Consider the following 24,348-nt stretch of genomic DNA (forward strand, 5'->3'; position numbering starts at 1 on the left):
TTCCCCTCCTGCCGCCCGCGATGAAATGACGATCAATACAGCACAAACTAGCAGGATAATGAACAGGGTTGAAAGACAATTACTTATCCACTTTAAGATGGTTTTCCCTTTCATATTCGCTTCACTCCGATGGATCTGATTTATGCAAATCCGATTCTATTGTGGTATTGTCGGAATCTAGTTTGAGATCCTCTTGCTCTTCCTTTTTCGTAGCTTTTTCTGCTTCGAGTTCGTCCTCTTTCCTTTCTTCCTGCTTCCCTTTGGCATCAGTATCTGCATTAGATATTTCCTTTGAACTCACTCGATCTTGTTTTTTTTCGTGGTCCACCTCTTCCTCTATCGAATGGTCCTTTTGTTCTTCTTCGCCCTTTTTAGGGATTTCCCCATCGTTCTGCACTTCTTTTTCATCCATTTTATCTTCTTCAACACCTTCATCAGACACATCTGCTGTATTTTCATTCTCATTTTGAAGGGGCGAATCTTTCTCCTCCTGTTGATATCCAAAATCATGATCTGCAGATAGTGTCCCCTTGATCGTTGTCACATCTTGAAACGAGGCACTAGTCGGTGATGTGAGCTGTGAGCCAAGAAGAAGTAACAAGTAGAAGAGAATCAACAACTGGAACGGTGGTAGTCTTGTCCTGCTTTTACGCGAATTCTCATTTTCTTTCTTTTTTCGGTAACTCCTCATTTTCATCTCCCTTCCTAGAGGCTTCAGAATCTTAACAAGTAAATCGATCCTATCAGATTGATAGAATGTGTAAAACTGGTGATTCTTCTAATTTTCCGGAATTCCCCACGCCAGGAAGAACATGGGAAATTCCCTTATAAATACTTTCTAGATCACCCTCTTATTTTCCTTCCCATTTCTGAATAAGCGAATCAGAATCTGCCTTCAGTATTTCGTACAGTTCTTGAGAAATCAGATTGTTTTCCAACTGATGCTCAAGTAGTTTCTTGAAGTTTTTCAAATGTTTGACGACCTTCTCAGCCGCTCCTTTTTTCTCAAATTGACCGACTGCAGTCAAATGCGTATTGAGGGAACGATACTCTTTTTCAGATAAATCTTCTTGATAAGTTTCAAGAGTCGAAAGCATATAAGAAGTATTAAATTCATCTAGAGTGAGTAGCCCATCGATCGCTGATTGTAATGCGGCAATCGCAGCGTTCAATTCATCCTCTGTTTTTACTTCATTCATAGCTTTCTCTGCGACCAAAATAGCATTTTGCAAGGCAGTAAATGTAACTTTTGTATAGTTCCCATCATTCTTGATTAATTTTGCTTCCTTCAACAGGGATTCTAGTTCAGAAACATCCAGTTCTGGATCTTCCCTATCTCCTTTTACCATTTCAATATTCGGCATTGGCGGTTCTTCCATGCCCGCTCCGATAAAGAAGCTCGGATGTGGTGGTTGGTTATAAGCAACATTTTGCCAGGCAATCGCCAAACGGTATTGCGGATCATGCATTAAAGTATAGATTCTATGCTCTGTAACATCTGTTGTCGTATAGATACGTAATTCCGTACTATCAGCAGAAGGCCAAATGACTTCTTCTCGCCAATCTCCAAATAAGTCAGCTTGCAGGGTTGGATTTCCCTTTGTATGATTATTGGATCGAGTGCCTTCCGGGACAAAGATGGTTTCTAATTTTTCTGTTTCCCAATTCCACTTTTCAATTTTTCCGACACCATGTGGATCAACATTAGGGTTAAAGTCATGATCTAGTAACTCACGGAGTAAATCTCCATCCCACCAAATAGCAAAGTTCATGGAACTTGGTGTCTCCTTGGTAATCAATTCACCTTCTACTGAGAAAAGACCACTCTTACCACTGGATCCATCCCAACTACTAGAAGCCCAATATTCTGCACCATCATAGCGCGGATCTATGTCTGCTATCAGCGCACGTCCAACATCTGTACCTGTACGTTTTCCAGATAACACTTCACCTGTTTCTGCATCCCGTATCGCAAAGCCATATGGAGAGCTTTTATCTTCATAAGATTCATAGATTTCCAAACCAGGGCGATTAGGGTTGAAATTACTTACATGACCTGCATCCCCATGTCCGAAGCCTGTTGAATAAAGTCCGGTACCATCGTTATTGATGACCATACCGCCATAGATAATTTCATCCTTTCCATCTCCATCGACATCCGCTACAGATAAGCTGTGATTTCCCTGTCCAGCATACGCTTCATTTCCAGGTTCATCACTATCAAATACCCACTCTTCCGTTAATTTACCATCACGCCAATTATAGGCCGCCAAGACAGTTCGAGTATAATAACCACGTGCCATTACGAAACTCGGGCGTTCACCATCCAAATAGGCGACACCGGCTAAGAAGCGGTCTACACGGTTTCCGTAATTATCTCCCCAATCGTTAACATTGCCACGTGGAGGATAATAATCTATTGTTTCCATCGCCTCTCCTGTTTCACCATTAAACACGGTCAAATACTCTGGACCATCCAATATATATCCATTAGAATTACGATAATCGGCATCAGGGTCACCAATGACATTACCAACCCCATCAACGGTTCCATCTGCTGTCTTCACAACGACTTCTGCTTTACCATCTCCGTCAAAGTCATATACTAGGAATTGAGTGTAATGGGCACCTGCTCGGATATTTTTTCCCAGATCAATTCTCCATAGTTTTTCACCTTCAAGAGTGTAGGCATCAATATATACATTGCCTGTATAGCCACTATGTGAATTATCCTTTGAGTTTGATGGATCCCATTTTAAAATAATCTCGTAATTTCCGTCCCCGTTCACATCACCAACACTAGCATCATTTGCAGAATACATGTATTCTACTCCATCAGGGCTGACTCCACCTTCTGGCTTATCCAGTGGAATGCTTAAATATTGTTCAGACCAGACCCCTACCTCTTCTGTCACTGGATCACCATTGCCGTTATTGACACGCACCTGATATTTCGAATCAATTGTTCCCTCTTCATCTAAATAGTTTGTACTTGTAGTAATCGGTTCCTTGTTCACCTTTTCTCCATCACGGTAGAGATCAAAAGTTACACTTTTAGGGTCTGTACCCAACATCCTCCAACCTACATAGATACCGTTCTCTGTGTCCACTGCAACCAATGAACGGTTGAGATCTTCCATTTGCCGCAACTGTTTTTTAGTAATGGGCGTTTCTAACACCTCTGATGCCTCCGATATTCCACCTTCATTTACCGCAAAAACTACATAATAGTAATGGTTAGTAGTGAAAATGGAATCATCTGTAAAACTAGTATTCTTCGTTACACCGACTTTTGTATAATTGACTTCATAATCTGGATAATCCTCCTGATTAAATCGAGACCGATAGATATGGTATTCAACTGCCCCATCAACGGGTTCCCATTTAAAAGCAACTGAATCCTCTAAAGCACTTTCAAGTTCTAACCCTGTTGGTGCTTCAGGGATAGCAACAGAATGATCGATCATTTCTACTGTTACTTCATTGCTTTTCGCCGATTCGATCCCTTGGTCATTAACCAACGATACAGCGTAAGTATAGCTTGAGCCTAATTCAACAGTTTCATCGGTATATTCAGCTTTTGTTGAATCATCGATATGCGTAAACACTTGATCTCCATCTTGTTTTCGGTAAATCTTATAGCTTTTAGCCCCTTCATCTGCACTCCAATTGAGTTTGACAAAAGTTTTTGGTGACAGAGATACTTCGCTAAGCTCAAGCTTTGGAATCTCAGACATTGAAGTAATTTCCAACGCATTCATGCGGCCATTCTCCCCGATTTTAATATTTAACTGTTCATCTGAAACGACTATATTGGCTGTCAGTTCTGAATACTCTCCTGACTGAGAAGTGATGCTACCATGGTCTTCTCCTTCTATAATAAAGCTACTACGGTTAAAGGCTATATGATCCCCAGCAATAATTCTAATAAAATAATCCCCATTCGGTAAATCAACCATAAATTCAGCGCCATCTGCTAGGACAAAGTCCCTTCGTAGATTATCCGGTTCGCCACGATCTCGAAATTCTACCTCTTTATTAAATCCATATCCTACTTCCTTATTATATATAAGTGTATTAGCTACCTTGAGATAGCCTTCTTCTACTGGACTTGTTTCTGAACCAAAATCAAACTTAAAATTCACTGGCTTGTCTTCTTTAGTATCTGCGAGCACACCGCTCTGTGATAATAGAGAAAACACCAACAAAAATACCATGAAAATCGAAAACTTTCTACCCATGGAAATCCCCCTTATTTTTATCAAATAAGTTGCTTCTATACTGATTTGTACCTTGCATGCTCGTGCTTAATGACTTTCCATCTGCATTCCAAAATTCGTTCCCCTTGTTTCTAAATCTCATAATCTGCGTATAGCCTTCCTTCAGCAGGCTATCCTCCGTCTAAAAATCAAGCCTCCCATTTCATCAGAAACGGCCTCCTCCAACATCCGACACACCTGACCTTTCTATTTTTTCTGTGAAAGTGCAAGAAGATTCCTGGTGTTGTGCATTTTCCGGACCATCCGTACAAAATGAAAAATTCCCTCCTTTAACAAATTTTATCAGAAAACGCTTTCAATTTCATTTTATATAAAAAATTACAGTAACTGGAATTCAAATAACCGTTGAAAATGTTTGAAAAACAGTTATTTTCTGTAGTATCAATGAAGAATAGCCCACCGTTTTTATTGAATCTTACTATAGACCTTTATTTTGCTTGGAAACTTTGCAAAACTTCCTTTACTAGAATGATTTGTCTATTTTAAAATTCTGCATAAAAAGCGCAAGCCCCGTTTAACGATGTTCGGTATATGAAAAGACATTATATATCCTTTATTATATCCTTTATTCGTCGTTGGGATAGATTTATTCGTCGTTACTCGTTTTTATTCGTCGTCAGGCAACTTTTACTCGTCATGCTCTGTCTTTATTCGTCATCATGTTGCGTTTATTCGCCGTTAAGGCTTTCTGCTCTGATAAAATACCACAAGGACGATCACTCTGGTAGGCCCGAATTTTATAGTAAGAAAAAGGGAGAGTTTCTTTCCATTTATACAGGTTGATTGGAGCAGAAGGCACGAGACTCCTGCGGGAAAACGGAGCTGGGGAGACCCCACAGGGGCGGAGCACCGAGGAGGCTCCCCGTACCACCCGCGGAAAGCGAGTGCCTTCTGCGGAAATCAACACCCCATATTTAAAGACATTAAAAAAAAGAAAAAATATATCCGATAGTAACACCTATAATTGAGGCGCTGGAGCATTAGCCAATTTTTCTTTCTTACCTTTTAAAAAAAGAGTCCCTATTTTACGAAGAAAGGACCCTTTAGACTCATAGACGGTCATTTTTTTCGAAGCTTTTTACATAAACATACTCAACACCGCCAACCCCTCTTATTTATACATTTGTATATACCACATCTTAAAACCGAATTCTTCATAAAAATGATTTGTTTCTTCCCATTTTTTATTTGAAGAACCTACTAATGCCCGAGTTACATTATTTTCTTCAGCTTTGGTGATTAAGGTCTTAACTAATCTTTTCCCTAATCCTTGCTTTCTGTGCTCTGGGTGTATGAATACTTCATATATTTCTAAATAGCTTTGGTCATAGGGAATTACCGGACTGGCATTTCCCTTATTCACTTCCCCAAAACCATAACCCACTATCTCCTCTTCCATTGTTGTCACCACATAAAAGTAATCACTGATAAATTTAACCAATTTTTCTTCTGTATGTTGAACATTTTCATAACCAATTGTAACAAATTCGTTTGCCCATTGCTTAGATAGCTTTAACACAGAATTTATATCACTTATTAAACAGGGTCTTATATGATACATTTATTCCCAACTCCCAATATCTAGGTCATTTCTCTATTCCTCCAACCACAAACCGCATACCTAAAAAGAAGAAAGGGGGCGAGGGTAAATTGTCATACCCCTACCCCGTCTTCACCTTCGTTTTCGTCATATTCCGCTGAGCCATGATCAAACCATAATAAATTCCTCGTTTTTGCATTAATTCTTGATGGGTTCCAACTTCTGCGATTTCTCCCTTATTTAGAACAAAAAGTCGATCGGCATTCTTTAAGGTTGAGAGCCTGTGGGCAATGGCGATCGTTGTACGGTTTTTCGTAATCCGCTGTAAGGCTTCCTGAATCACTGTTTCGGTCTCGATATCAAGGGAGGCGGTCGCTTCGTCCAAAATTAAGATGCGGGGATTATGGAGTACGGCTCGAGCAATCGTAATGCGTTGTCGCTCCCCACCTGATAAATTATTGCCGTTCTCTTCTAATCTCGTATCATAGCCATCTGGTAGGTTAATAATAAATTCATGGGCATTGGCAATTTTTGCTGCCTGAATCACCTCTTCCATCGTTGCCTCCGGCTTGGAATAACGGATATTTTCCATAATGGATCCTCTAAACAACATCGTTTCTTGCAGGACAACCCCTATTTGGGCACGCATCTCTTCCTGCCGGATCGTCCTGATATCGATCCCATCGATTAAAATTTCTCCTTCGTTTACATCATAGAAGCGAGATACAAGATTAATCAGCGTAGACTTCCCTGAACCAGAATGCCCAACTAGCCCAATCATTTCCCCTGGCTGTATCTCAAAATTAATATGCTTTAAAACAGGTTCATAAGACTTATACCCAAATGTCACATCTTTAAATGCGATATGCCCATGGATGGAATGGGATACAGATGTTTCTTTATCAAAAATCTCTGGTTCTTCATCTATCACTGAAAAAATACGATCAATGGCGATCACAGCATTGGCGATCCATCTTGGCATATTCATAAGCCAGGCAAGAGGTCCAAAAATCATACTGGCATAGCCTGTGAATTGGACAAGCTCCCCAAGGTTCAAATCACCCTTTAGAATCATATTACATCCTACTAATAAGACAAAATAAGTGCCAATTTGCAGTAAATACGTAGAGATCGGTGTCAGAATGCTGTATATTTTTTCTGATTGAAAAGCGGCTGCCGCATACTCTGTATTGTATTGTCTAAACCGTTTGATTTCACGTTGTTCTTTTCCAAATGTTTTCACCACTCTAATCCCACTCAGCACATCATGGAGATAGGAGTTTGCCCGATCAAAGATCATCCATTGCTTGCGGAAGAGTCTTCTAACGATTACACGCCACGTCATAAATTGTAAATAAGCGACAAACGGTGCCGGTAATAGTACGATTAAGGCTAAACGCCAGTCAGTTGTTAACAAAAGAACGGTCACCGCGATCAGCATAATCACTTGATAAATGGCTGTTGTAAATACCTCTTGAATCAGTCGTCTAATACGATTCGTGTCTTGTGTAACCCGATTCATTAGATCGCCTGCTCTTTGCGATGTCAAAAATCCAAGCGAAAGGTTTTGGATTTTTTCATAGACGAGCTTTCTTAAATCAGCGGCAATTGTTGAGCTGACAGTCGCCATCACTCGCCCCTTTACTACATTTAAAAGTTCCCCCGCAACTAGTGCAAATAGGATACCCCCAATCGCCAAAAAGAACATAGAGATGCTTGGACTTTGTCCTTCTGGTGGCTGGAGTGAGGAATTGACGAGCAGCTTTTGAAAATAAGGTCCAGATAGAGCAACAGCTGAAGTAACAAATAAAATGAATAATCCTAATGCGAGCATCCGCCAATGGGATGTGGACACGCCTAATAATCTTTTTAATACTGCCGCTTTATTCGTACATTTCGGGCAAATTCTCGAACCATGAAGTAATCTGCCACCACAGTTCGAGCAAACTTGTTCTTCTTCCTCATTGTAAATCCGAATTTCACTGTTTGTTGCGATGTAATTTAATATTTGAGCAATATAAGCAAAGCGCGCTACATGCTCCATTGATACTCTGACAATGATCCGCTTTCCAAGTTCGTCTGTCGCTTCAAGAATGGCATTCCCAATCAGGGGAACCACTTTATAATCATAAGCTTCTGATATAAGGGCACTTTCTTTTACTTCCCCTCTTTCAACATAAGCCCATTTTTCATTTCCAATCACGAAGTATCCCAAAATTCTTCGTCCACTAAGCGATAGATCGGCAGGTACACAATAACGAATGGTGTCCCCTATCGCTTGTCGAACAGCTAACCGATCTTGCTCTGAAAGTTCATAGTTTAAATTCATAATCGCCTTCCTCTTTTAAAAAAATAAGAAAATTAATTTGCAGGATGTAGGTCAGAACGGCGTAGCGATTGACCCCAAGTTTTTAGCCGATGTTCCTCAATATATCCTGAAACCGTAGAAGGGAAATACGCCCTTCTTCGGTTTCAGAACATTTGCTTGTCGCCCCTGAACAACCGCCCTCCGCATTTCTCACGTCATGCACATTTCGACCATTCGGTATTCTTTATCTGTTAGGGCGCTTAGGTCCTGAATAATAAAGCGGTTTCCATCTACATCTGTAATTAACACCTTGTTGGCAGTGACGGCCGTGACATTGCCTCGCCCCATTCGGACGGTAAAATAGCAGCTTCCCGAACTCGTTTCTGTATCCCAATAAGAATAACCGAATTCTTCGCTTATTTTATTTATTTTTGTAATTTCGGGAGCAAAATAGCGCAAATTGATATGTTCCTCTAGCAGACTTACAATCTCACTAGGAAAATCGTCCAACGATTTGATCATGCCAATTTCTTTATTCTCACCCGTTCTTACTGAAATAAAAATTCTTTTATCCGTATGCGGAAAAGAGCAATGTAAATAAACAGCTGGATAGACTTCTCCATTGACATTAACTGTAAGCATATGACCATCCGTCTCCATAAAGACTGCATTATGTTTTGTTAAGTAATTTATTTTAGCCGCTTCTGCTAGGTCTGTTTTCGTGTCGCCCACTTCATGATCACTGTTTGCAATATCCAGCTTCTCCATTTAAACCACCTCTTTCATCTTTAAGGCTTCTTCATGCTTTTTCACCATGCCGGCATATATCGCATCTTTGTTCATCAGCTCTTCATGTGTCCCATCCTCTACGACCTTCCCATTTTCCATCACATATAAGTAGTCCGCATTTCGTAATGTCGATAGCCGATGGGCAATGGCGATTGTGGTTCGTCCCTCTGCCAATGATTCGAGTGCTTCTTGGATTTGTAATTCTGTCTCTGTATCTAGTGATGCCGTTGCCTCATCCAATATTAATATTTTTGGATCATGTAAAATGGCTCTAGCAATCGAAATTCGTTGCTTTTCACCACCTGATAGACTGTATCCACCAGTACCGACAACCGTATCATAGCCTTCCGGAAGATTCTCAATAAAATCATGGGCATTTGCGATTTTAGCCGCATGAATAATATCCTCAAGTGAACAATCCGGATTTGCATAAGCAATGTTTTCGGCGATGGTTCCGATAAATACATACACTTCCTGCGACACAATCCCAATATGTTTTCGCAACGTATCTGTTGATAAATCTTTTACATTGATTCCATCCAGTTTAATTTCCCCTTCATGTACATCATAAAGGCGCGAAATTAAGTTTACGAGTGTGGATTTACCCGCCCCCGAAGGACCAACAATGCCGATCATTTGCCCTGGCCTTGCTGTTAACGATACGTCCTGCAAAATCGGCTTATTGGGCTCATAATGAAAATGAATCTTGGAAATCTCTATATCCCCTGCAAATCCTTCCAAATGAAGGGCATCTTCTTTTTCCGTTATTTCAGGAACAGCATCTTGAATTTCAAAAATTCGCTGTGCCGCTGACATGCAGTAAGACCACCAACCTGCGATATCATTCATAAATTGGATTGGCCCAAATAGCATGTAAATATATGTAATGAAGGTCATGATTTGCCCGAATGTTAACTCTCCCCCCATCACTCTCCAGCCACCAAAGGCCCAAATCAACACGCCTCCAATCTGGGTTAACATATTAATAATTGGGAAAATCGTACTACTCATCTTATTAAATCTTTGTTCAGCATCGGAAAAAGAAACATTTGCCCCCTGAAAGCGATTAATCTCCACTTTTTCCTTCCCAAACGCCTTGACGATTCTTGCACTACGCACGGTGTCACTAATAATCGAGTTCATGGCACTCGCTTTCCTATGCCTTTTCCACGACATTCGCCATAATTTTGGAAAGACCCAGCGGATGAGCAAAACGACAAATGGCAATGGAATCAAACAAACGAGGGTTAGTTTCCAATCCATTACAAGCAGTATGGTGGTAACCCCAATAATATTGATCGCATTGACAACAAAATAAGGAATCCCTTCCACAAAGAAAAACTGCAGTTCATTTGCATCATCATTCACTCTTGTCATCAATTGACCTGTTTGCCTTTTTTGAAAAAAGGATAAAGACAGTCTCTGCATGGAGGTAAAAATACTCGCCTTCAGATCGAAAACAATATTCGCAGCCATACGGGCATTGATCACACCAAATAAAATTCCAAAGACTAATGATAATGTCCGAAAAATAATGATGATGAGAATAACAAGTGCAATTTTCCCAGCAAACCGGCCAGTTCCCCCAAGTGCTTGGTCAAATAATACGGTTCCTTGAAAATAAGGGATGACAAGCCCAGTTGCTGAATTGAGGAGCATAAATAAAATAATTAAAAAAATGGATAATTTATGATTCGTTGTAAAACCTAACAGCCTTGTAAATATGGCCCCCTTCTTTAGACATTTGGGACAGACTTGACGATCCTGATCAGGATAAATCATTCCACATTTGGGACAGGTCTTTTTGCTTGTATCATCCTCTTCATACCTATCAATCGGTTGGTTATTTTTTAATTTCGTGAAGGTTGAGACGAATTTTGCCGCAGCAGCCATAGCTCCATTTGTCAAGGCCGCAATCGCTTTTTCTTCCGGGGCTTTTATAACAATCAGTCCAGAGGCAATCAGGTTTACAGTGTAAACACTTTCAACATCCTCCAGTCTAAATCGATCGACATGGAATTTGTCCGCTACAATAGGAGTAGGACTTTTCTTTTTCCGATTGGCAAAACGAAATCCTTTAAAAACTTTCTCCTCTTTCTTTTGATCATTCGATAGTCGATAAAGTGAATCCTTCGTGAGAATCAAATAGGCATCGACAAAACCACCATCAATGCCGCGGTCACAGACCAGCCAATCAATCATATCCTCTTCTAATAATCCTTTTTGTGACAATAAGGTCATGAGTTCTTCTGGTAACTGTTTCATATACTTTTCAATTATGCACCTCACACCGAATGAAGTATTAAGAACCTCATTCCCAATCCTAAATTTTAATTCCCATTAAAAATACTATATAACGCCTGGTACAACAGAATAGCAGGTCTAACCTATACCTTTTTTCTATATCAAGAACGTCATAAATAACAAGGACATTAATCATTATAACGATTAAACTCAAAACCAAGTTATGCCACAACAGCTCTAGCTTTACGTCCTTAAACGATCTCATAATCGACTTCCAGCCATTTAATTCAGTTCATACCTTACAAAAGCCAGTTGCTTACTGTCTGGTGACCAAGAGTTCACATTGATTGTACCCTGTCCCCCGAATAGTTTCACGAGCAAGCGAGATTCACCACCGGAACTTGGCATCAAGCGTAACTCAACATCCTTATTCGGTGGATGATCTTCAGGTTTAACATTCCCTTTCTGATACGCCAGATATACGATATGTTTACCATCAGGTGACACATGCGGAAACCAATTATGGCTTTCCTCAAAAGTCATTTGTGTCTGTTCGCTGCCATCCACATTCATCCGCCAGATTTGCATGGAACCAGTGCGTGTGGAATTAAACCAAATATGGTGACCATCTGGCGAGTATTCCGGTCCATCATCCAATCCTGGGATATCCGTGAGCCGCTTCTCCACCCCTCCTATTGCTGGGATTGTATAGATGTCAAATTGTCCATTACGCTCAGCACAGTAAGCCAAAGTTTTCCCATCAGGTGACCAACCGTGTAAATAAGAGGGCGCCATTGGAGTGACCAGAGTCGGATGACCGCCCCTCCTTTCAAAAATATAAATACGGGATTGACGATCTTCCAAGGTATGGTGACTAACGCCAATATGCTTTTCATCAGGAGATAAGACATGATCATTATTGCAGGAGGTAGCAAATCCCGAATCAATGACAGTGCTTTCAAGACTATTGATATCAAAGGAATAAAGATATCCCCCACTGTTATAAATAAGTTTACCATCACGAGTCCAGTTAGGTGCTTCGATCACCTGATCAAATTTCGCCAAAGTCTCCCTCTCACCCGTTTCTATTCGAATTGTTTCCAGAAAGCTTCTTGTATTTTCCCGATCAGGATCTTTCATTAAATCCAACCCTTCCTTTTCATTTACCTCCTTAAAGTCATACAGATAATATATATTCTACAAGAAGTCCCCTGATCCCTTTAAAACACAATGATTAAAATTCGTTTCCAAATGGAAATGCGCCTTCCTATAATCCTTGCACCCCAATTCAAGTTTTAAAAAACCGCCTTTCAACAAATGAAGCTCATATTTCCTTTAACAAAGGGAAAAAATAAAAAAGCTCGACGAAATGACATTCATTATTAGGAGATGGATTCATGCCTCATCAAGTGAAAAAACGCCCATACAAAAAGGCAGGTAAGCCAGATCCCGTAAAAGCCCAACAATTTGAAAGGGTAATAGGCGGACAATCAGGCGAAATGACATTCATGATGCAGTATCACTTTCATGGCTTATTTCCCTAAGGTCGTTCTCTGGCTAGGCTTAGGATAAAGTGGAGAAGTGTCATACATGCCGAAAGACCAACACTAAAAACAAACGTAAGTCGACCCAAATGGTGTCTGCCCCAGCGTCATCGCTTAATAGGCTGTCTGGGGTTTAGGCACATGAAAGTAAGAAAAGCGCAAGGCGCCCGTAATCGTCGACAAGCAAATGTTCTGAGACAATAAAAGTCCGGTCTTGACTTTTATTGTCTCAGGTTATTTGACCTCGAGCCGATGGTGCCTGGAGCTAGATCCAAACATTAGCCAATTTTTATGCTTTCTTACCTTTCAATGAAAAAATACCTTTCCTTTGATTCAAATCACCCTACCCTCTATTATAGAGAAAAAATTTACGATTTCTGCTTTTTTCCAATATTTTTCTATTTCGTGTTTACTAATAGAGAAGCGTGAATAGTAATTGAGAATTCAGAACTTAGATTTTGCATGAATAAATAAAGCCACTTTCAATCAAAATGAGCTTTCAGTTCAGACTTACAATTGCAATGAAAGGAAATCACCATAAAGTGTAGCATTATGTTTGACAAATGATAACTTTTATATAATAATAAGTTTTGAATTAGAATTATTATAGTTAAACTATAAGATTCTAAGAGAGCGAAATTTTTAAAAAATATTCGAGGAGGAAATGTCTTATGTCTTTAATTGGAAAAGAAGTACAACCATTCAAAGCGTCAGCATACAATAGCAGTAACGGTGAGTTTATCGAGGTTACGGAAGAAAACTTAAAAGGTCAATGGAGTGTTGTTTGCTTCTATCCGGCAGACTTTTCATTTGTTTGCCCAACTGAACTTGAGGATCTACAAAATCAATATGCAGAACTAAAAGAGCTTGGAGTTGAAGTCTATTCCGTTTCAACGGATACCCATTTTACACATAAGGCATGGCATGACCACTCAGATGCCATCAGCAAAATTGAATATACGATGATCGGTGACCCTTCACAAACCATCTCTCGCAACTTCGATGTATTGGACGAAGAATTAGGACTTGCCCAACGTGGTACATTCATCATTGATCCAGATGGCATCGTTCAAGCCGCGGAAATCAACGCGGATGGTATCGGCCGTGATGCAAGCACACTTATTAGCAAAATTAAAGCCGCACAATATGTGCGCAACAATCCAGGTGAGGTTTGCCCAGCTAAATGGGAAGAAGGTTCTGAAACACTTAAGCCAAGCCTTGATCTTGTAGGTAAAATTTAAGGAGTGCGACATCCATGTTATTAGATGAAAATATCAAAGCACAATTAGCCCAATATCTGCAAATGTTGGAAGGCGACGTGCTCCTCAAGGTAAGTGCGGGAACAGATGATGTTTCCCGCAATACCCTAGAACTAGTGGACGAATTAGCCACTATGTCACCTCGGATTAAAGTAGAGCACGCTGACCTAGAGAGAACACCGAGCTTTAGTGTGAATCGGATCGGCGAAGATACCGGAATTACTTTTGCTGGGGTCCCTCTTGGCCATGAATTCACTTCTCTCGTTCTTGCCCTCTTACAAGTAAGCGGAAGGGCGCCAAAGGTTGATGAAAAAGTCATTGACCAGATTAAAAATCTAGATGAATCTTACCATTTCGAAACGTATGTAAGCCTAACCTGTCAAAACTGTCCGGATGTTGTACAAGCATTGAACGTAATGAGTGTTTTGAATCCTAACATTTCGCACACGATGATTGATGGAGCGGCTTATAAAGAAGAAGTGGAACGCAAAAACATCATGGCTGTCCCAACTGTCTACCTAAATGGAGAACCATTTGGTAACGGACGGATGTCACTTGAAGAAATTCTTGCCAAGCTTGGGAGCGCTCCTGATGCAACAGAGTTTGAAAACAAGGATCCCTTCGATGTGCTTGTAGTGGGCGGCGGACCAGCGGGTGCGAGTGCAGCCGTCTATGCGGCCCGTAAAGGCATTCGTACTGGCATTGTCGCTGACCGCTTCGGTGGTCAGATTTTGGATACGGCGACCATTGAAAACTTTATCAGCGTGAAACACACTGAGGGTCCTAAGCTTGCGGCGAATCTTGAAGAGCATGTGAAAGAGTACAACATTGATGTCATGAATTTACAGCGTGCCAAACGTTTAGAAAAGAAGGACCTTATTGAAATTGAACTGGAAAACGGGGCGGTTCTAAAGAGTAAAACGGTTATCCTTTCAACAGGTGCTCGTTGGCGTAATATTGGCGTACCTGGCGAAGCTGAATTCAAGAATAAAGGGGTAGCCTACTGCCCTCACTGTGATGGTCCCTTGTTTGAAGGAAAACACGTAGCCGTTATTGGCGGTGGTAATTCTGGTATAGAGGCAGCCATTGACCTCGCAGGAATTGTAAAGCATGTAACGGTTCTTGAATTTATGCCAGAACTAAAAGCTGATTCCATCTTGCAAGATCGTCTTGATAGTCTACCGAATGTAACGGTCCTCAAAAATGTTCAAACAAAAGAAATCACCGGTACAGACAGCGTAAATGGGATTACTTATATTGAGCGTGATACAGGAATTGAACAGCATATTGAACTATCAGGAGTATTTGTTCAGATTGGTCTTGTACCAAATACAGACTGGTTAGGCGATGCCGTTGAGCGTAATAAGTTCGGTGAGATTATTGTAGACAATCGTGGAGCAACGAATGTACCTGGCGTATTTGCTGCTGGAGACTGCACCACTGCTCCATTTAAGCAAATCATTATTTCCATGGGATCTGGCGCAACAGCATCCCTAAGTGCTTTCGATTATCTTGTTCGAAGTTAGTAGAGAAGGAAAACTGTTGGAAACATTCCTTTCCAACAGTTTTTTTCTCTACTTTCCTACCCTACTTATTTGTGTTGTGATTTAACCCCTTTACATACTATCACTAACTGCTGTTTTACCTTCATTAGACCTTATATGGGAAAATTCGGTCGACAAATTCTTTTGATTCAATTGGATATTCTGGAAATTAGAATTTATACTTTTTCTATTTCTTATTTAAAAAGCCAAATTTATTTAGGTTATCTAGATAGTAGTGGAAATACTCTGTATCTACTCTACCCTTCTTCTTATTCTGTTCATAAATAGGGCCATAAGTAAGTGCATTTAGATAGCAATTAAGTTTTATACTATCGGCACGCATATCCCACCCACTTACATACTTGTTATCTTGAGATTCCAATACTAATGTTATACGTCGTCCTTCTTGCCAGTCTAACCCCCATTGTACAAACTCTTCTTCACCTGGAGTAACATTTGACCAATCAAAATGATGATTTTTGTTATCCTCAATTTCCTCCTGGTGCTCTCTTTTTTCTTCAGAGGTGAAAAGGGCATCTAAGGTTGTAGAATTCGTAATACTAAAAGCGGCGAATACGTATTTATGATTTACTTGATCACTTCCCTCTAAGTCTAGTATTTTTTTCTTTGGAATTTCCTCTGCATTAAATTTTTCTTTTAAGATACGCATGACTACTTCTTTAGTGAAAATCAAACGGTGCTTATGTCTTTCGTATTCTTTAGATAGTTTGAAGTAATTCACATTATTTGATTCGCTCATTTAACTGGACCACCATAAAAATCATTGAAAACTTTCATTTCTTGTTCACTAAATTCATAGCGTTCAGCTTTATCCGCTGCTAAGACAGGTTTAAGACAAATACTACTAAACAAAATAAATGAAAGAAAAACAACAAACCACTTTGACTTACTCACAGACCACATAACTAACATCTCCCTTTTGTTTAAATTTTAGGAATAATATTAAATCTCTCCTATACTTAAAGACGACTACAACTTAAGAAAGTTTTGCTTTTTTCAAAAAAATACAGGAATATTTTTCTACCTGAGTAAAGAATGCATGTTGGTATATAGTAGAAGCGGGACTTCCCCATGCATATGAGTATAACTATTTTTCTAACAATGCTAGAATTGGGTTAGGAGAGTAAATTCTGAGGTAAAGGACTACACTAGAAAGAAAAAGGAGTGGTTATGATGAACCAAAGTCAGTTTGAGAAAATCAAAAATGGGAAAGGTTTTATCGCAGCGCTAGACCAAAGTGGGGGTAGTACTCCTAAGGCACTAGCAGCTTATGGGATCTCAGAAGATGCGTTTTCAAACGAAGCTGAAATGTTCGAATTGGTACACAAAATGCGGACACGCATTATTACCTCACCTGCTTTTGATTCGAAATATATTTTAGGTGCAATTCTTTTTGAACAAACAATGGATAGTAAAATTGAAGGGATGTATACCGCCGATTATTTGGCTGAAAAGAAAGGCATTGTTCCTTTTCTAAAAGTAGATAAAGGCCTTGCGGAAGAAGCAAATGGTGTGCAACTCATGAAGCCGATCACCGATTTGGATGAAACGTTAAAACGTGCAAACGAACGTCATATTTTTGGTACGAAAATGCGCTCGGTTATTAAAGAGGCCAACTTGGAAGGAATAAAAGCTGTCGTCGAGCAGCAATTCGAAATCGGTAAACAAATTATCGCTGCGGGTTTAGTTCCGATTATAGAACCAGAAGTGGATATTCATAGCCCGGAAAAGGAAAAATGCGAGGAATTACTAAAAGCAGAAATTTTGCGCCACCTCAACAACCTAAGCGAAAATGAGAACGTGATGTTAAAAGTAACGATTCCCACAAAAACAAACTTGTACAAAGAACTAATTGACCATCCACAGGTGGTTCGTGTCGTCGCGCTTTCCGGTGGTTACTCTACGGATGTGGCGAATCAAAAGCTAAAAGAAAATGATGGCCTGATCGCCAGCTTCTCTAGAGCCCTTAGTCAAGATTTGAATCACGATCAAACGGATGAAGAATTTAACGCCGCTCTTGAAAAAGCCGTTCAATCTATTTACGAAGCTTCTATTTAAAGCGGGGCCTGACCCCTGTCAGCAGGGGACAGGCCTAAAAGAAGGGATTATTCTGACTTATTCAAAAACGAGAATTTTACAATAGGTGTTCGAATTGGCTGAATTCATGAAATCGATTTTTCAAAACCAAACTTTGGATAATAGAGTTGAAAATAAGCATACTTAAAAAAATAAATAAAATGATCAAGCCTTTCTTTATAGAATATACAGATATTAATCTTTCTTAAAGAGTACTAGGATATATTTATGAATGGGGGAATATCTCCAATGAATGAATTCAAAAATCACTTAGATGAAGATGAATTTATGGCCATTAAGGAATTGATTTCAGCAACAAAAGATAAATACCTAATTGAAAAGGTTATACTCTTTGGCTCTAAATCAAGAGGTGATTATTCCGAACACTCTGATGTAGATTTATTAATCCTTACTAAAGACAAATTGACCCCTCAAGAACAGGATAAGTTTTTTGACATTTGTTCATTTATTAATGTAGATTACGGAGTAGCGATTAGTTGTCTCATCATTAATCTCCAATCCTGGTTAAATGGAGAAAATATCAATCCTTACCTTAAGATGAACGTCGATAGGGAGGGAGTTCCGATTGCTATCTAACAATCATAAATCGGCAAAAATCATGCTAATGAAGGCTGAGCAAAAATTCGCATCAGCTCAGGATGATTTTATCAAGAAAAGATTTGACAGCTGTGTAAGCAATTTGTATTATTCTTCTTTTCAAGTATTAACCGCTTATTCACTTGTAAAGAATCTTACTTTTCATAAACATACTCAAGCAAGGTCCTTTCTTAATAAGGATTTGGTTAGAACGGGGATCGTTCCAAAAGAAATTGCTGTACCTTATAATAAGTTAATGGATTATAGGGCTAAAGCAGATTATAATTATGATTTCATTTTCGACCAAGAATTAACTTCTTCTTTACTTAAGACTACGAAAAGGTTCAATCAATTCCTCATTGAATTAGTAAATGAAGAGCTTACTAAAAGCAAATAATTCTTTTCTTAGGCGATAGGATCATCTTTTGACCCCTCGCCTTTTTTTATTAAGCTTACGTAGTATTAATTTTAGGCAGCTTATTTTAGTTGTCATGACCCTGTTTTTCGAGATTCTTCGTTCGGTTGCGGCTCATGAAGTGTTCATGGTGATCCATTTTCAAGCTGCTATCACCCTTTTCCCATTGGCCTTACTTCTCAATAACTCAACGACGCTTCCGGTACGATTTTAAAGCCATCAATCACGGTATCTTCATCGACCTCAATTAATAGGCAACGTTTGCCGTTATAATTCACTTGTTTGACATATTTTATATCTTGTGGGCTAATGGAGATGTTGGCCACCTTTGTTTGGATTTTAATCGACTTCGATGTGTAATTCGGAACAATACTGCTTGCTTTCATCTCATATTTCTCGTCATCAATCACTTTTTGAAACGCCATTTCTACCTTATCCGTATTAACGTCTTCTACGCCACTCACCTTTAAGACGCGTTCCACGTCTTTGTAATCCAGCTTGGGTGTCTCTTCCTCCTCCTCTTCATCAATGATTCGATTAATTTCTTCATACACATTGGAAAGCGTATAGGTATCGACTTCATCTCCCACAACCTCTTTCACAATTTCCTCAAAAACAGCCTTATCATCCTCTGCGGTCATGATGTCTTCACCATTTAGGACATTTTCAATAAAATGATAATCAAGTTTCTTCCCAGCTGAATAAAGAATATGGTTCACATCCGCCGAGTTTTCGGTAAAGCTTGGGAATAAAAATCCTGCCACTGGTGATTTTAAATTGATAATAGAATCAACGGCCACACTTGCCTTAAACTCTTTTTCAATATAGTCAAAAACAAGCGATCTTTTCGGTTGATCCGTTTGATTCATACTGCAAAGAATAAAAGGATGTAAATAGACCTCATCCCGATCACTTATTTCCGCTTCATCATTATTCCTTTTCGTCGGTTTAAAATACTCCCCGCGAATAAAAGACACAACCATGTCCTTTTCATACTCAACATCCTTAAAGATCTTTTCCACAATCTTCAGCATCTGCTCTTCCCATTCCCCATCATCCATATCAAGTGCCTCATAGAGAATGACTTGTGTATGATCTTCCGCTTGCTCTTGGAATCTTACCTCAAATAACTTTTCATCCACTTTCCCGCTAAGTACCTTTTTAAAATTAGCCATAAACAACTCCTGTTGCTCCCGCTCCAACATCGGAAATGGATGACTTTCTTGATGATAAATCTCGCTACTTTCTTTTCTTATGTAAACATTAAAAATATCATTCACTTTTAATAAATCATTATCCAGTTTGAATTGTTTACGTATATTAGCTATATCCTTTTTATTCATTTGAAGTCCAACTCCCTAGCTGTTTTGCTCTATTCAACAATATTTCTCTTACAACACTCTATTATTATATCATTATTGTTAAACTAGGATTTAAAATAGAATTAAAGGTTTTTGGAAATAACTATCTAATTCTTATAGGTAACCAAATATACCTATGAAGAGGATGACAAAATGAAACAGAAATAAGAAACTCTATACATGGTTTGCAGATGTTTAAACGCTACTAATCTATCTTTTTAAGGAAGGAAAGTGAGCGAATTGGTACAAAATGACTCTAACATAATGAATTTGATTAACGTTTTTTTACAAAAAGATTTATGTACTCGAGGTAATGTGGAGACAGTTGTTCTTTGTGGTTCGTATGCATTAGGGCGGGCTGCGGCTCATAGTGATGTTGATTTATGCTATATAGGTGACTTTTCGCATTTCCAGCGTGAGAGTCATCTTTATCATGATAAGGAATTCCAACTTATGATCGCACCTTGGTCTTGGTATAGACAAGTCGTGACAGAGTTAGAGCGAGAGAGTACCAATATTGCCACTATTACCATCATGCTTGCTACGGGGAAATGCTTAATGGGAGATACGAAAAAATGGCGCGACTTACAAACATTAGCCTTGAGTTCCTACCAGCAGGGACCTAATCCTCCTTCTACTGAAGACATTCGAAAAATCCGCGTTCGAATAACAGATTTATGGGAGGATTTTTGTGACGAAGTAGAAAATCAGGAACGACTATGGCTATCGTTTGAAATTCTTCAAAAGTGTGTCGAAGCACAATTTACCATTCGCCAATGGTGGGCAGTTAAATCAAAATATCAATTAGAGGAATTAAGAGTTCACGATGTTAAAATGGCAAACCTGCTTGAAAACTGTCTTGAATCACTTGGCTCAAAAGAAAGATTGGAGAATATTTGCTCCTATGTTCTTGACCCTGTCGGTGGATGGATGAAGGAACCATGGAAGGCATAACAATAACTAAGAATATATGATCTATTAAAGTACATTTTATAAAACCGGGATGAAAATTTGATGTTCATCCCGGTTTTTTCATTGCATTCAAATATCTGGACTTTCAATACTTTTCTTAGCAGCTGATCTTATTTAGAAATAAAACGAAGATAAACCGAATTTTTACCAACTCAACTAAGCCTATTTCACTTGTTTTCATCCACTAGTTCATGGATAAATCGGCTAGCGTTGTTGGAAACATTTCTTTAACTTGTTTTACTACTTGATCCGCCACTTGTTCACGATTCAAAAAAATTTGCAGCAGAATAGGCAGGTTAAAGCCTGATAACACATAAGTGTTCTCATTCTTCTTTTGAATAACATTTGCTACATTCGAAGGCGTCCCACCAACTATATCTGTTAAAATAATAACGCCATCTGTTGCATCTAGTGACGCATATGCTTCCTGCGCTTTTGTAATGGTCATTTCCAAATCCATATTTTCTTCAAGAGAAAAACTGGCTACATTTTTTTGTTCCCCAATAATCATTTCTGCACTTTTTAAAGCCTCTTCCGCAAAATGACCATGACTCCCTAGTAAAATTCCAAACACTCGCATCCCTCTTTCCTAGCGTGGTCTAGTATTAATATCAACTGCTGCATTTTTCTCTGCTTTTGCTCTTTCCAAGATTTCTGGATTGAGCAGTGTTTCAATCACCGTCATACTCATAGCTTTTGCTGCACGTTCAATGGCTGTATGACTAATCTCAGAAATGGCTAATTTTTCATATTCCGGTGTATGAAGAGAGACTCTAGTCTTACTTAAACTGAAATAAGGATTGGTTGTTGGAATCATTTGGCTGACATTCCCAAAATCTGTTGAACCAAAGTCATCAGGGAAATCTGGTAGTACTGTTTCACCTAGCGACTCCAAGGCCTCCCTGCAAACATTACCAAGCACCTCGCTATACGTTCTAGCAGCATAACCTTTTTCTTCCACTACCTTTACTTCACAGCCTGTAGCCATAGCGCTTGCTTCAATACAATTCTTCACTTTTTGTACCAAGTCGGGTAACTCCGCTTCTTCAAGACATCTTACGCTATATTTGATTTTTGTATAATCAGGAATCATATTTGTTGCCGTACCACCTTCAACAATAAACCCTGATAAACGTACATCAGAAGTAACTTGCTGACGCAATAAGCCGACTGATGTAAAGAAGAGATTCGCCGCATCCAACGCATTTATACCCTTGAATGGCTGGCTCGCTGCATGTGCTGGCTTCCCGAAATACTCAATTTCAAAACTGTGCGTGGCCGTACATCTTCCGGCTATTCTTGTTGTTCCTGAGCTTGGGTGAACCATTGTAGCTGCATCGATATCACGGAAGGCCCCTCTTTCAATCAATTTAATCTTACCTCCACCGCCTTCTTCAGCCGGTGTGCCAATAAGTGAGACTTTTCCTTGAATATCGAACTTTTGCATTGCTTTGATACATCCGAGAAATGCTCCTATTGCTGCCGTAGCAATAATATTATGCCCACACGCATGTCCAATCTTAGGAAGTGCATCATATTCTGCTAAAATAGCGAAATGAATATCACGATCCCCCACAGAATGTGTCGTCTTAAAAGAAGTTTCTAAATCACAGAAATTGCGCTCTACCGGAATATTTAAACTCTCTAAATAACCTGTAATTCTCTCTACAGCCTTAAATTCTTCGTAACAAAGCTCGGGATTTGCATGAATATACTCACTCACTTCAATTAATGATGCCTTTTTATCATCAATTTCTGTAATAATTGAGTTTTTAATTTCTTCCTTCATCCTATCTACCTCCAAGTCAAACTAGAATAAACCAATTAAAGCTCCAACTAAGGAAAAAACTAGGACCCCGAGTAAAATCATTGTATATTTCACTTTACGTTTTTTAATTAAATAGTAAATAACAAATACAGCAATAATCGGTAGTAACCCTGGCAAAATCTGATCAATATAAGATTGAATCGTTGTTTTTTCTCCATTCACCATTATCGAGGGTTTGAGTGATAATTTGACATATTGCGATGAAAGAACACCCATCATAAACATCCCAAGTACACTAGCTGCTGTAATAAACTGATTGATTCTACCATCTTTTAAAACTTGTAAAATACTTTTACGACCAATTCGATAACCCATATGCCACAAATAATAACTAATCGTTGTTGAAATTAAACTTACGACAACAAACGGGCCAAGGCCTGCAATCCAACTACCTGCTGAGGCAAGTGGTAAAAACAAACCGATCACGATTGGACGTATTGTCCCCCAGTCTACAGTATCACCAATCCCAGCAAGCGGACCCATGAAACCTGTTTTAAGTCCAGTAATCATTTCATCACTAACTTCTTCACCTTTTGCCTTTTCTTCCTCCATGGCAATCACGATCCCGTGAATCAAACTCCCCCATATCCCCTCTGTATTGAAAAAAGTCAGATGGCGTTTTAATGCTTCGCTTAACTTTGCATCATCTTTATAAAGTTTTTTCAAAATAGGGGCTAGGCACGAAGCAAATGAAAGACTTTGAAGACGTTCAAAAGAGTTGGATAATTCACAAGTCCCCACCCAAAGCATCCATGATTTAAGAATGTCTATTTTAGATAACAACCGCTCTGTCTTTACTGTTTCCTTTTCCATCAAATAGCACCTTCTTCCCCATTTGCTTTATTTTTCGTAAATGTAATATGCAAGAATGCTAAGAACATTCCGAATAGTGCAAGTGCAATCATATTTATATCAGAAACATATTGGAAAAAGAAGAAACCAAAAATGAAGTAAGGAATAAGACCTCGTTTTCCAATAACGGAAATGGTGATGGCAAAACCTAATGCTGGTAGCAAACTACCGGCTACCTTTAGACCGTCCATAATCCATTTTGGAATATAATCCATGAAACTTTCAACAGCATTCGGTCCTAAATAAATCGCAATGGCCACTGGAATGATATAGATAAGAATCAAAGAAAGCGTTGGGTACAACATATGGGCTCGCATCACACCACCTGCATCGGCTTTTTCGGCAGAAGTATCTGCCATATGAACCCATGCGGCATTCACTGTACGACGAACATAATCAATTAAAACACCTAATAGCCCGACTGGAACTGCTAGCGTGACAGCAACCGCTGGATCTAAATTAGATTCAATGGCAATAGGTACGGCGACAAAGGTTGCTAAAACCTGGTCAGTCGGAATATTTCCACCTGGTTGAATAACCCCCATATATATAGCTTGAATAGCTGCTCCAACAATCATCGCTTGCGGTATATCACCTAAAACAATCCCGATAAGTAAAGCACCGAATAAAGGAATGTTTTTGGGCCATGAATAAAGGATACCCATTCGGCAAAAACAGAACAAAACCCCTAAAATAATGGCTTGGAGAATGGTCATTC

At 39.2% G+C, this 24,348-nt stretch carries 21 protein-coding genes; 7 read left to right on the top strand and 14 right to left on the bottom strand.

The genetic code is table 11. The features are described 5' to 3' along the window. Positions 1–121: 121 nt before the first annotated feature. The 7 genes from MUB24_RS11930 to MUB24_RS11960 all read right to left on the bottom strand — a co-directional run bounded on the left by MUB24_RS11930 (position 122) and on the right by MUB24_RS11960 (position 12,301). Positions 122–691, bottom strand: coding sequence for a hypothetical protein (locus MUB24_RS11930; protein WP_244704315.1), 570 nt, complete (start codon positions 689–691; stop codon positions 122–124). A 160-nt stretch (positions 692–851) separates the two neighbouring features. Further along, a complete protein-coding gene (locus MUB24_RS11935; protein WP_396426745.1) occupies positions 852–4,241 on the bottom strand; it encodes a rhamnogalacturonan lyase family protein in 3,390 nt (1,129 codons plus the stop codon). A gap of 1,150 nt (positions 4,242–5,391) precedes the next feature. Beyond that, positions 5,392–5,841, bottom strand: coding sequence for a GNAT family N-acetyltransferase (locus MUB24_RS11940; protein ID WP_244704317.1), 450 nt, complete (start codon positions 5,839–5,841; stop codon positions 5,392–5,394). Between the two features lie 100 nt (positions 5,842–5,941). Beyond that, complete coding sequence (locus MUB24_RS11945; protein ID WP_244704318.1) at positions 5,942–8,149, bottom strand: ABC transporter ATP-binding protein; 2,208 nt, start codon at positions 8,147–8,149, stop codon at positions 5,942–5,944. Positions 8,150–8,338: 189 nt separating this feature from the next. Next, positions 8,339–8,896 carry a DUF1854 domain-containing protein gene (locus tag MUB24_RS11950; RefSeq protein ID WP_244704320.1) on the bottom strand — a complete coding sequence of 186 codons (558 nt, stop codon included), beginning with the start codon at positions 8,894–8,896 and terminating at the stop codon, positions 8,339–8,341. Continuing rightward, positions 8,897–11,182: an ABC transporter ATP-binding protein gene (locus tag MUB24_RS11955; RefSeq protein WP_244704322.1), complete on the bottom strand. Its 2,286-nt coding sequence runs from the start codon at positions 11,180–11,182 to the stop codon at positions 8,897–8,899. A 261-nt stretch (positions 11,183–11,443) separates the two neighbouring features. Further along, positions 11,444–12,301 carry a TolB family protein gene (locus MUB24_RS11960; protein ID WP_244704324.1) on the bottom strand — a complete coding sequence of 286 codons (858 nt, stop codon included), beginning with the start codon at positions 12,299–12,301 and terminating at the stop codon, positions 11,444–11,446. A 257-nt stretch (positions 12,302–12,558) separates the two neighbouring features. Here MUB24_RS11960 and MUB24_RS11965 point away from each other — a divergent pair, with 257 nt between their 5' ends. The 3 genes from MUB24_RS11965 to ahpF all read left to right on the top strand — a co-directional run bounded on the left by MUB24_RS11965 (position 12,559) and on the right by ahpF (position 15,490). Then, on the top strand, positions 12,559–12,705 hold the full coding sequence (locus tag MUB24_RS11965) for a manganese catalase family protein (RefSeq protein ID WP_244704326.1): 147 nt from the start codon (positions 12,559–12,561) through the stop codon (positions 12,703–12,705). A 671-nt stretch (positions 12,706–13,376) separates the two neighbouring features. Then, entirely contained in the window at positions 13,377–13,946 is a 570-nt protein-coding gene (gene ahpC / locus MUB24_RS11970) for an alkyl hydroperoxide reductase subunit C (protein WP_244704328.1), read from the top strand. Positions 13,947–13,960: 14 nt separating this feature from the next. Next, positions 13,961–15,490: an alkyl hydroperoxide reductase subunit F gene (ahpF, locus tag MUB24_RS11975; RefSeq protein WP_244704330.1), complete on the top strand. Its 1,530-nt coding sequence runs from the start codon at positions 13,961–13,963 to the stop codon at positions 15,488–15,490. A 205-nt stretch (positions 15,491–15,695) separates the two neighbouring features. Here ahpF and MUB24_RS11980 read toward each other — a convergent pair whose 3' ends face one another. Together MUB24_RS11980 and MUB24_RS11985 are read right to left on the bottom strand one after the other, a co-directional pair. Then, entirely contained in the window at positions 15,696–16,268 is a 573-nt protein-coding gene (locus tag MUB24_RS11980) for a hypothetical protein (RefSeq protein ID WP_244704332.1), read from the bottom strand. After that, positions 16,265–16,432: a hypothetical protein gene (locus MUB24_RS11985; protein ID WP_244704334.1), complete on the bottom strand. Its 168-nt coding sequence runs from the start codon at positions 16,430–16,432 to the stop codon at positions 16,265–16,267. Before MUB24_RS11985 ends, MUB24_RS11980 begins: the two co-directional genes overlap by 4 nt. A 270-nt stretch (positions 16,433–16,702) precedes the next feature. Here MUB24_RS11985 and MUB24_RS11990 point away from each other — a divergent pair, with 270 nt between their 5' ends. The 3 genes from MUB24_RS11990 to MUB24_RS12000 all read left to right on the top strand — a co-directional run bounded on the left by MUB24_RS11990 (position 16,703) and on the right by MUB24_RS12000 (position 18,599). After that, positions 16,703–17,587, top strand: a complete 885-nt coding sequence (locus tag MUB24_RS11990; RefSeq protein ID WP_244704336.1) for a fructose bisphosphate aldolase — start codon at positions 16,703–16,705, stop codon at positions 17,585–17,587. Between the two features lie 267 nt (positions 17,588–17,854). Next, positions 17,855–18,202, top strand: a complete 348-nt coding sequence (locus MUB24_RS11995; protein ID WP_244704338.1) for a nucleotidyltransferase family protein — start codon at positions 17,855–17,857, stop codon at positions 18,200–18,202. Then, complete coding sequence (locus MUB24_RS12000) at positions 18,192–18,599, top strand: HEPN domain-containing protein (RefSeq protein WP_244704339.1); 408 nt, start codon at positions 18,192–18,194, stop codon at positions 18,597–18,599. The genes MUB24_RS11995 and MUB24_RS12000 overlap by 11 nt, the downstream gene beginning before the upstream one ends. Before the next feature lie 197 nt (positions 18,600–18,796). Here MUB24_RS12000 and MUB24_RS12005 read toward each other — a convergent pair whose 3' ends face one another. Further along, positions 18,797–19,960, bottom strand: a complete 1,164-nt coding sequence (locus MUB24_RS12005; protein WP_244704341.1) for a DUF4317 domain-containing protein — start codon at positions 19,958–19,960, stop codon at positions 18,797–18,799. Positions 19,961–20,242: 282 nt separating this feature from the next. Between MUB24_RS12005 and MUB24_RS12010 the strand changes: the two genes are divergently transcribed. Then, positions 20,243–20,932, top strand: a complete 690-nt coding sequence (locus MUB24_RS12010) for a nucleotidyltransferase domain-containing protein (RefSeq protein WP_280516973.1) — start codon at positions 20,243–20,245, stop codon at positions 20,930–20,932. Positions 20,933–21,134: 202 nt separating this feature from the next. Here MUB24_RS12010 and MUB24_RS12015 read toward each other — a convergent pair whose 3' ends face one another. Genes MUB24_RS12015 through MUB24_RS12030 form a run of 4 tightly spaced genes read right to left on the bottom strand, consistent with a single transcriptional unit; the run spans position 21,135 to position 24,346 of the window. After that, positions 21,135–21,524, bottom strand: a complete 390-nt coding sequence (locus MUB24_RS12015; protein ID WP_244704344.1) for a PTS sugar transporter subunit IIA — start codon at positions 21,522–21,524, stop codon at positions 21,135–21,137. Between the two features lie 15 nt (positions 21,525–21,539). Next, positions 21,540–22,739 carry a M20 family metallopeptidase gene (locus MUB24_RS12020; protein WP_244704347.1) on the bottom strand — a complete coding sequence of 400 codons (1,200 nt, stop codon included), beginning with the start codon at positions 22,737–22,739 and terminating at the stop codon, positions 21,540–21,542. A gap of 21 nt (positions 22,740–22,760) precedes the next feature. Beyond that, positions 22,761–23,591 carry a PTS system mannose/fructose/sorbose family transporter subunit IID gene (locus MUB24_RS12025; protein ID WP_244704349.1) on the bottom strand — a complete coding sequence of 277 codons (831 nt, stop codon included), beginning with the start codon at positions 23,589–23,591 and terminating at the stop codon, positions 22,761–22,763. After that, a complete protein-coding gene (locus tag MUB24_RS12030) occupies positions 23,591–24,346 on the bottom strand; it encodes a PTS mannose/fructose/sorbose/N-acetylgalactosamine transporter subunit IIC (RefSeq protein WP_244704351.1) in 756 nt (251 codons plus the stop codon). The genes MUB24_RS12025 and MUB24_RS12030 overlap by 1 nt, the downstream gene beginning before the upstream one ends. Positions 24,347–24,348: the final 2 nt, after the last annotated feature.

It is taken from the genome of Lederbergia sp. NSJ-179 (genome assembly GCF_022867885.1).
Classification (GTDB): domain Bacteria; phylum Bacillota; class Bacilli; order Bacillales; family Bacillaceae_C; genus Lederbergia.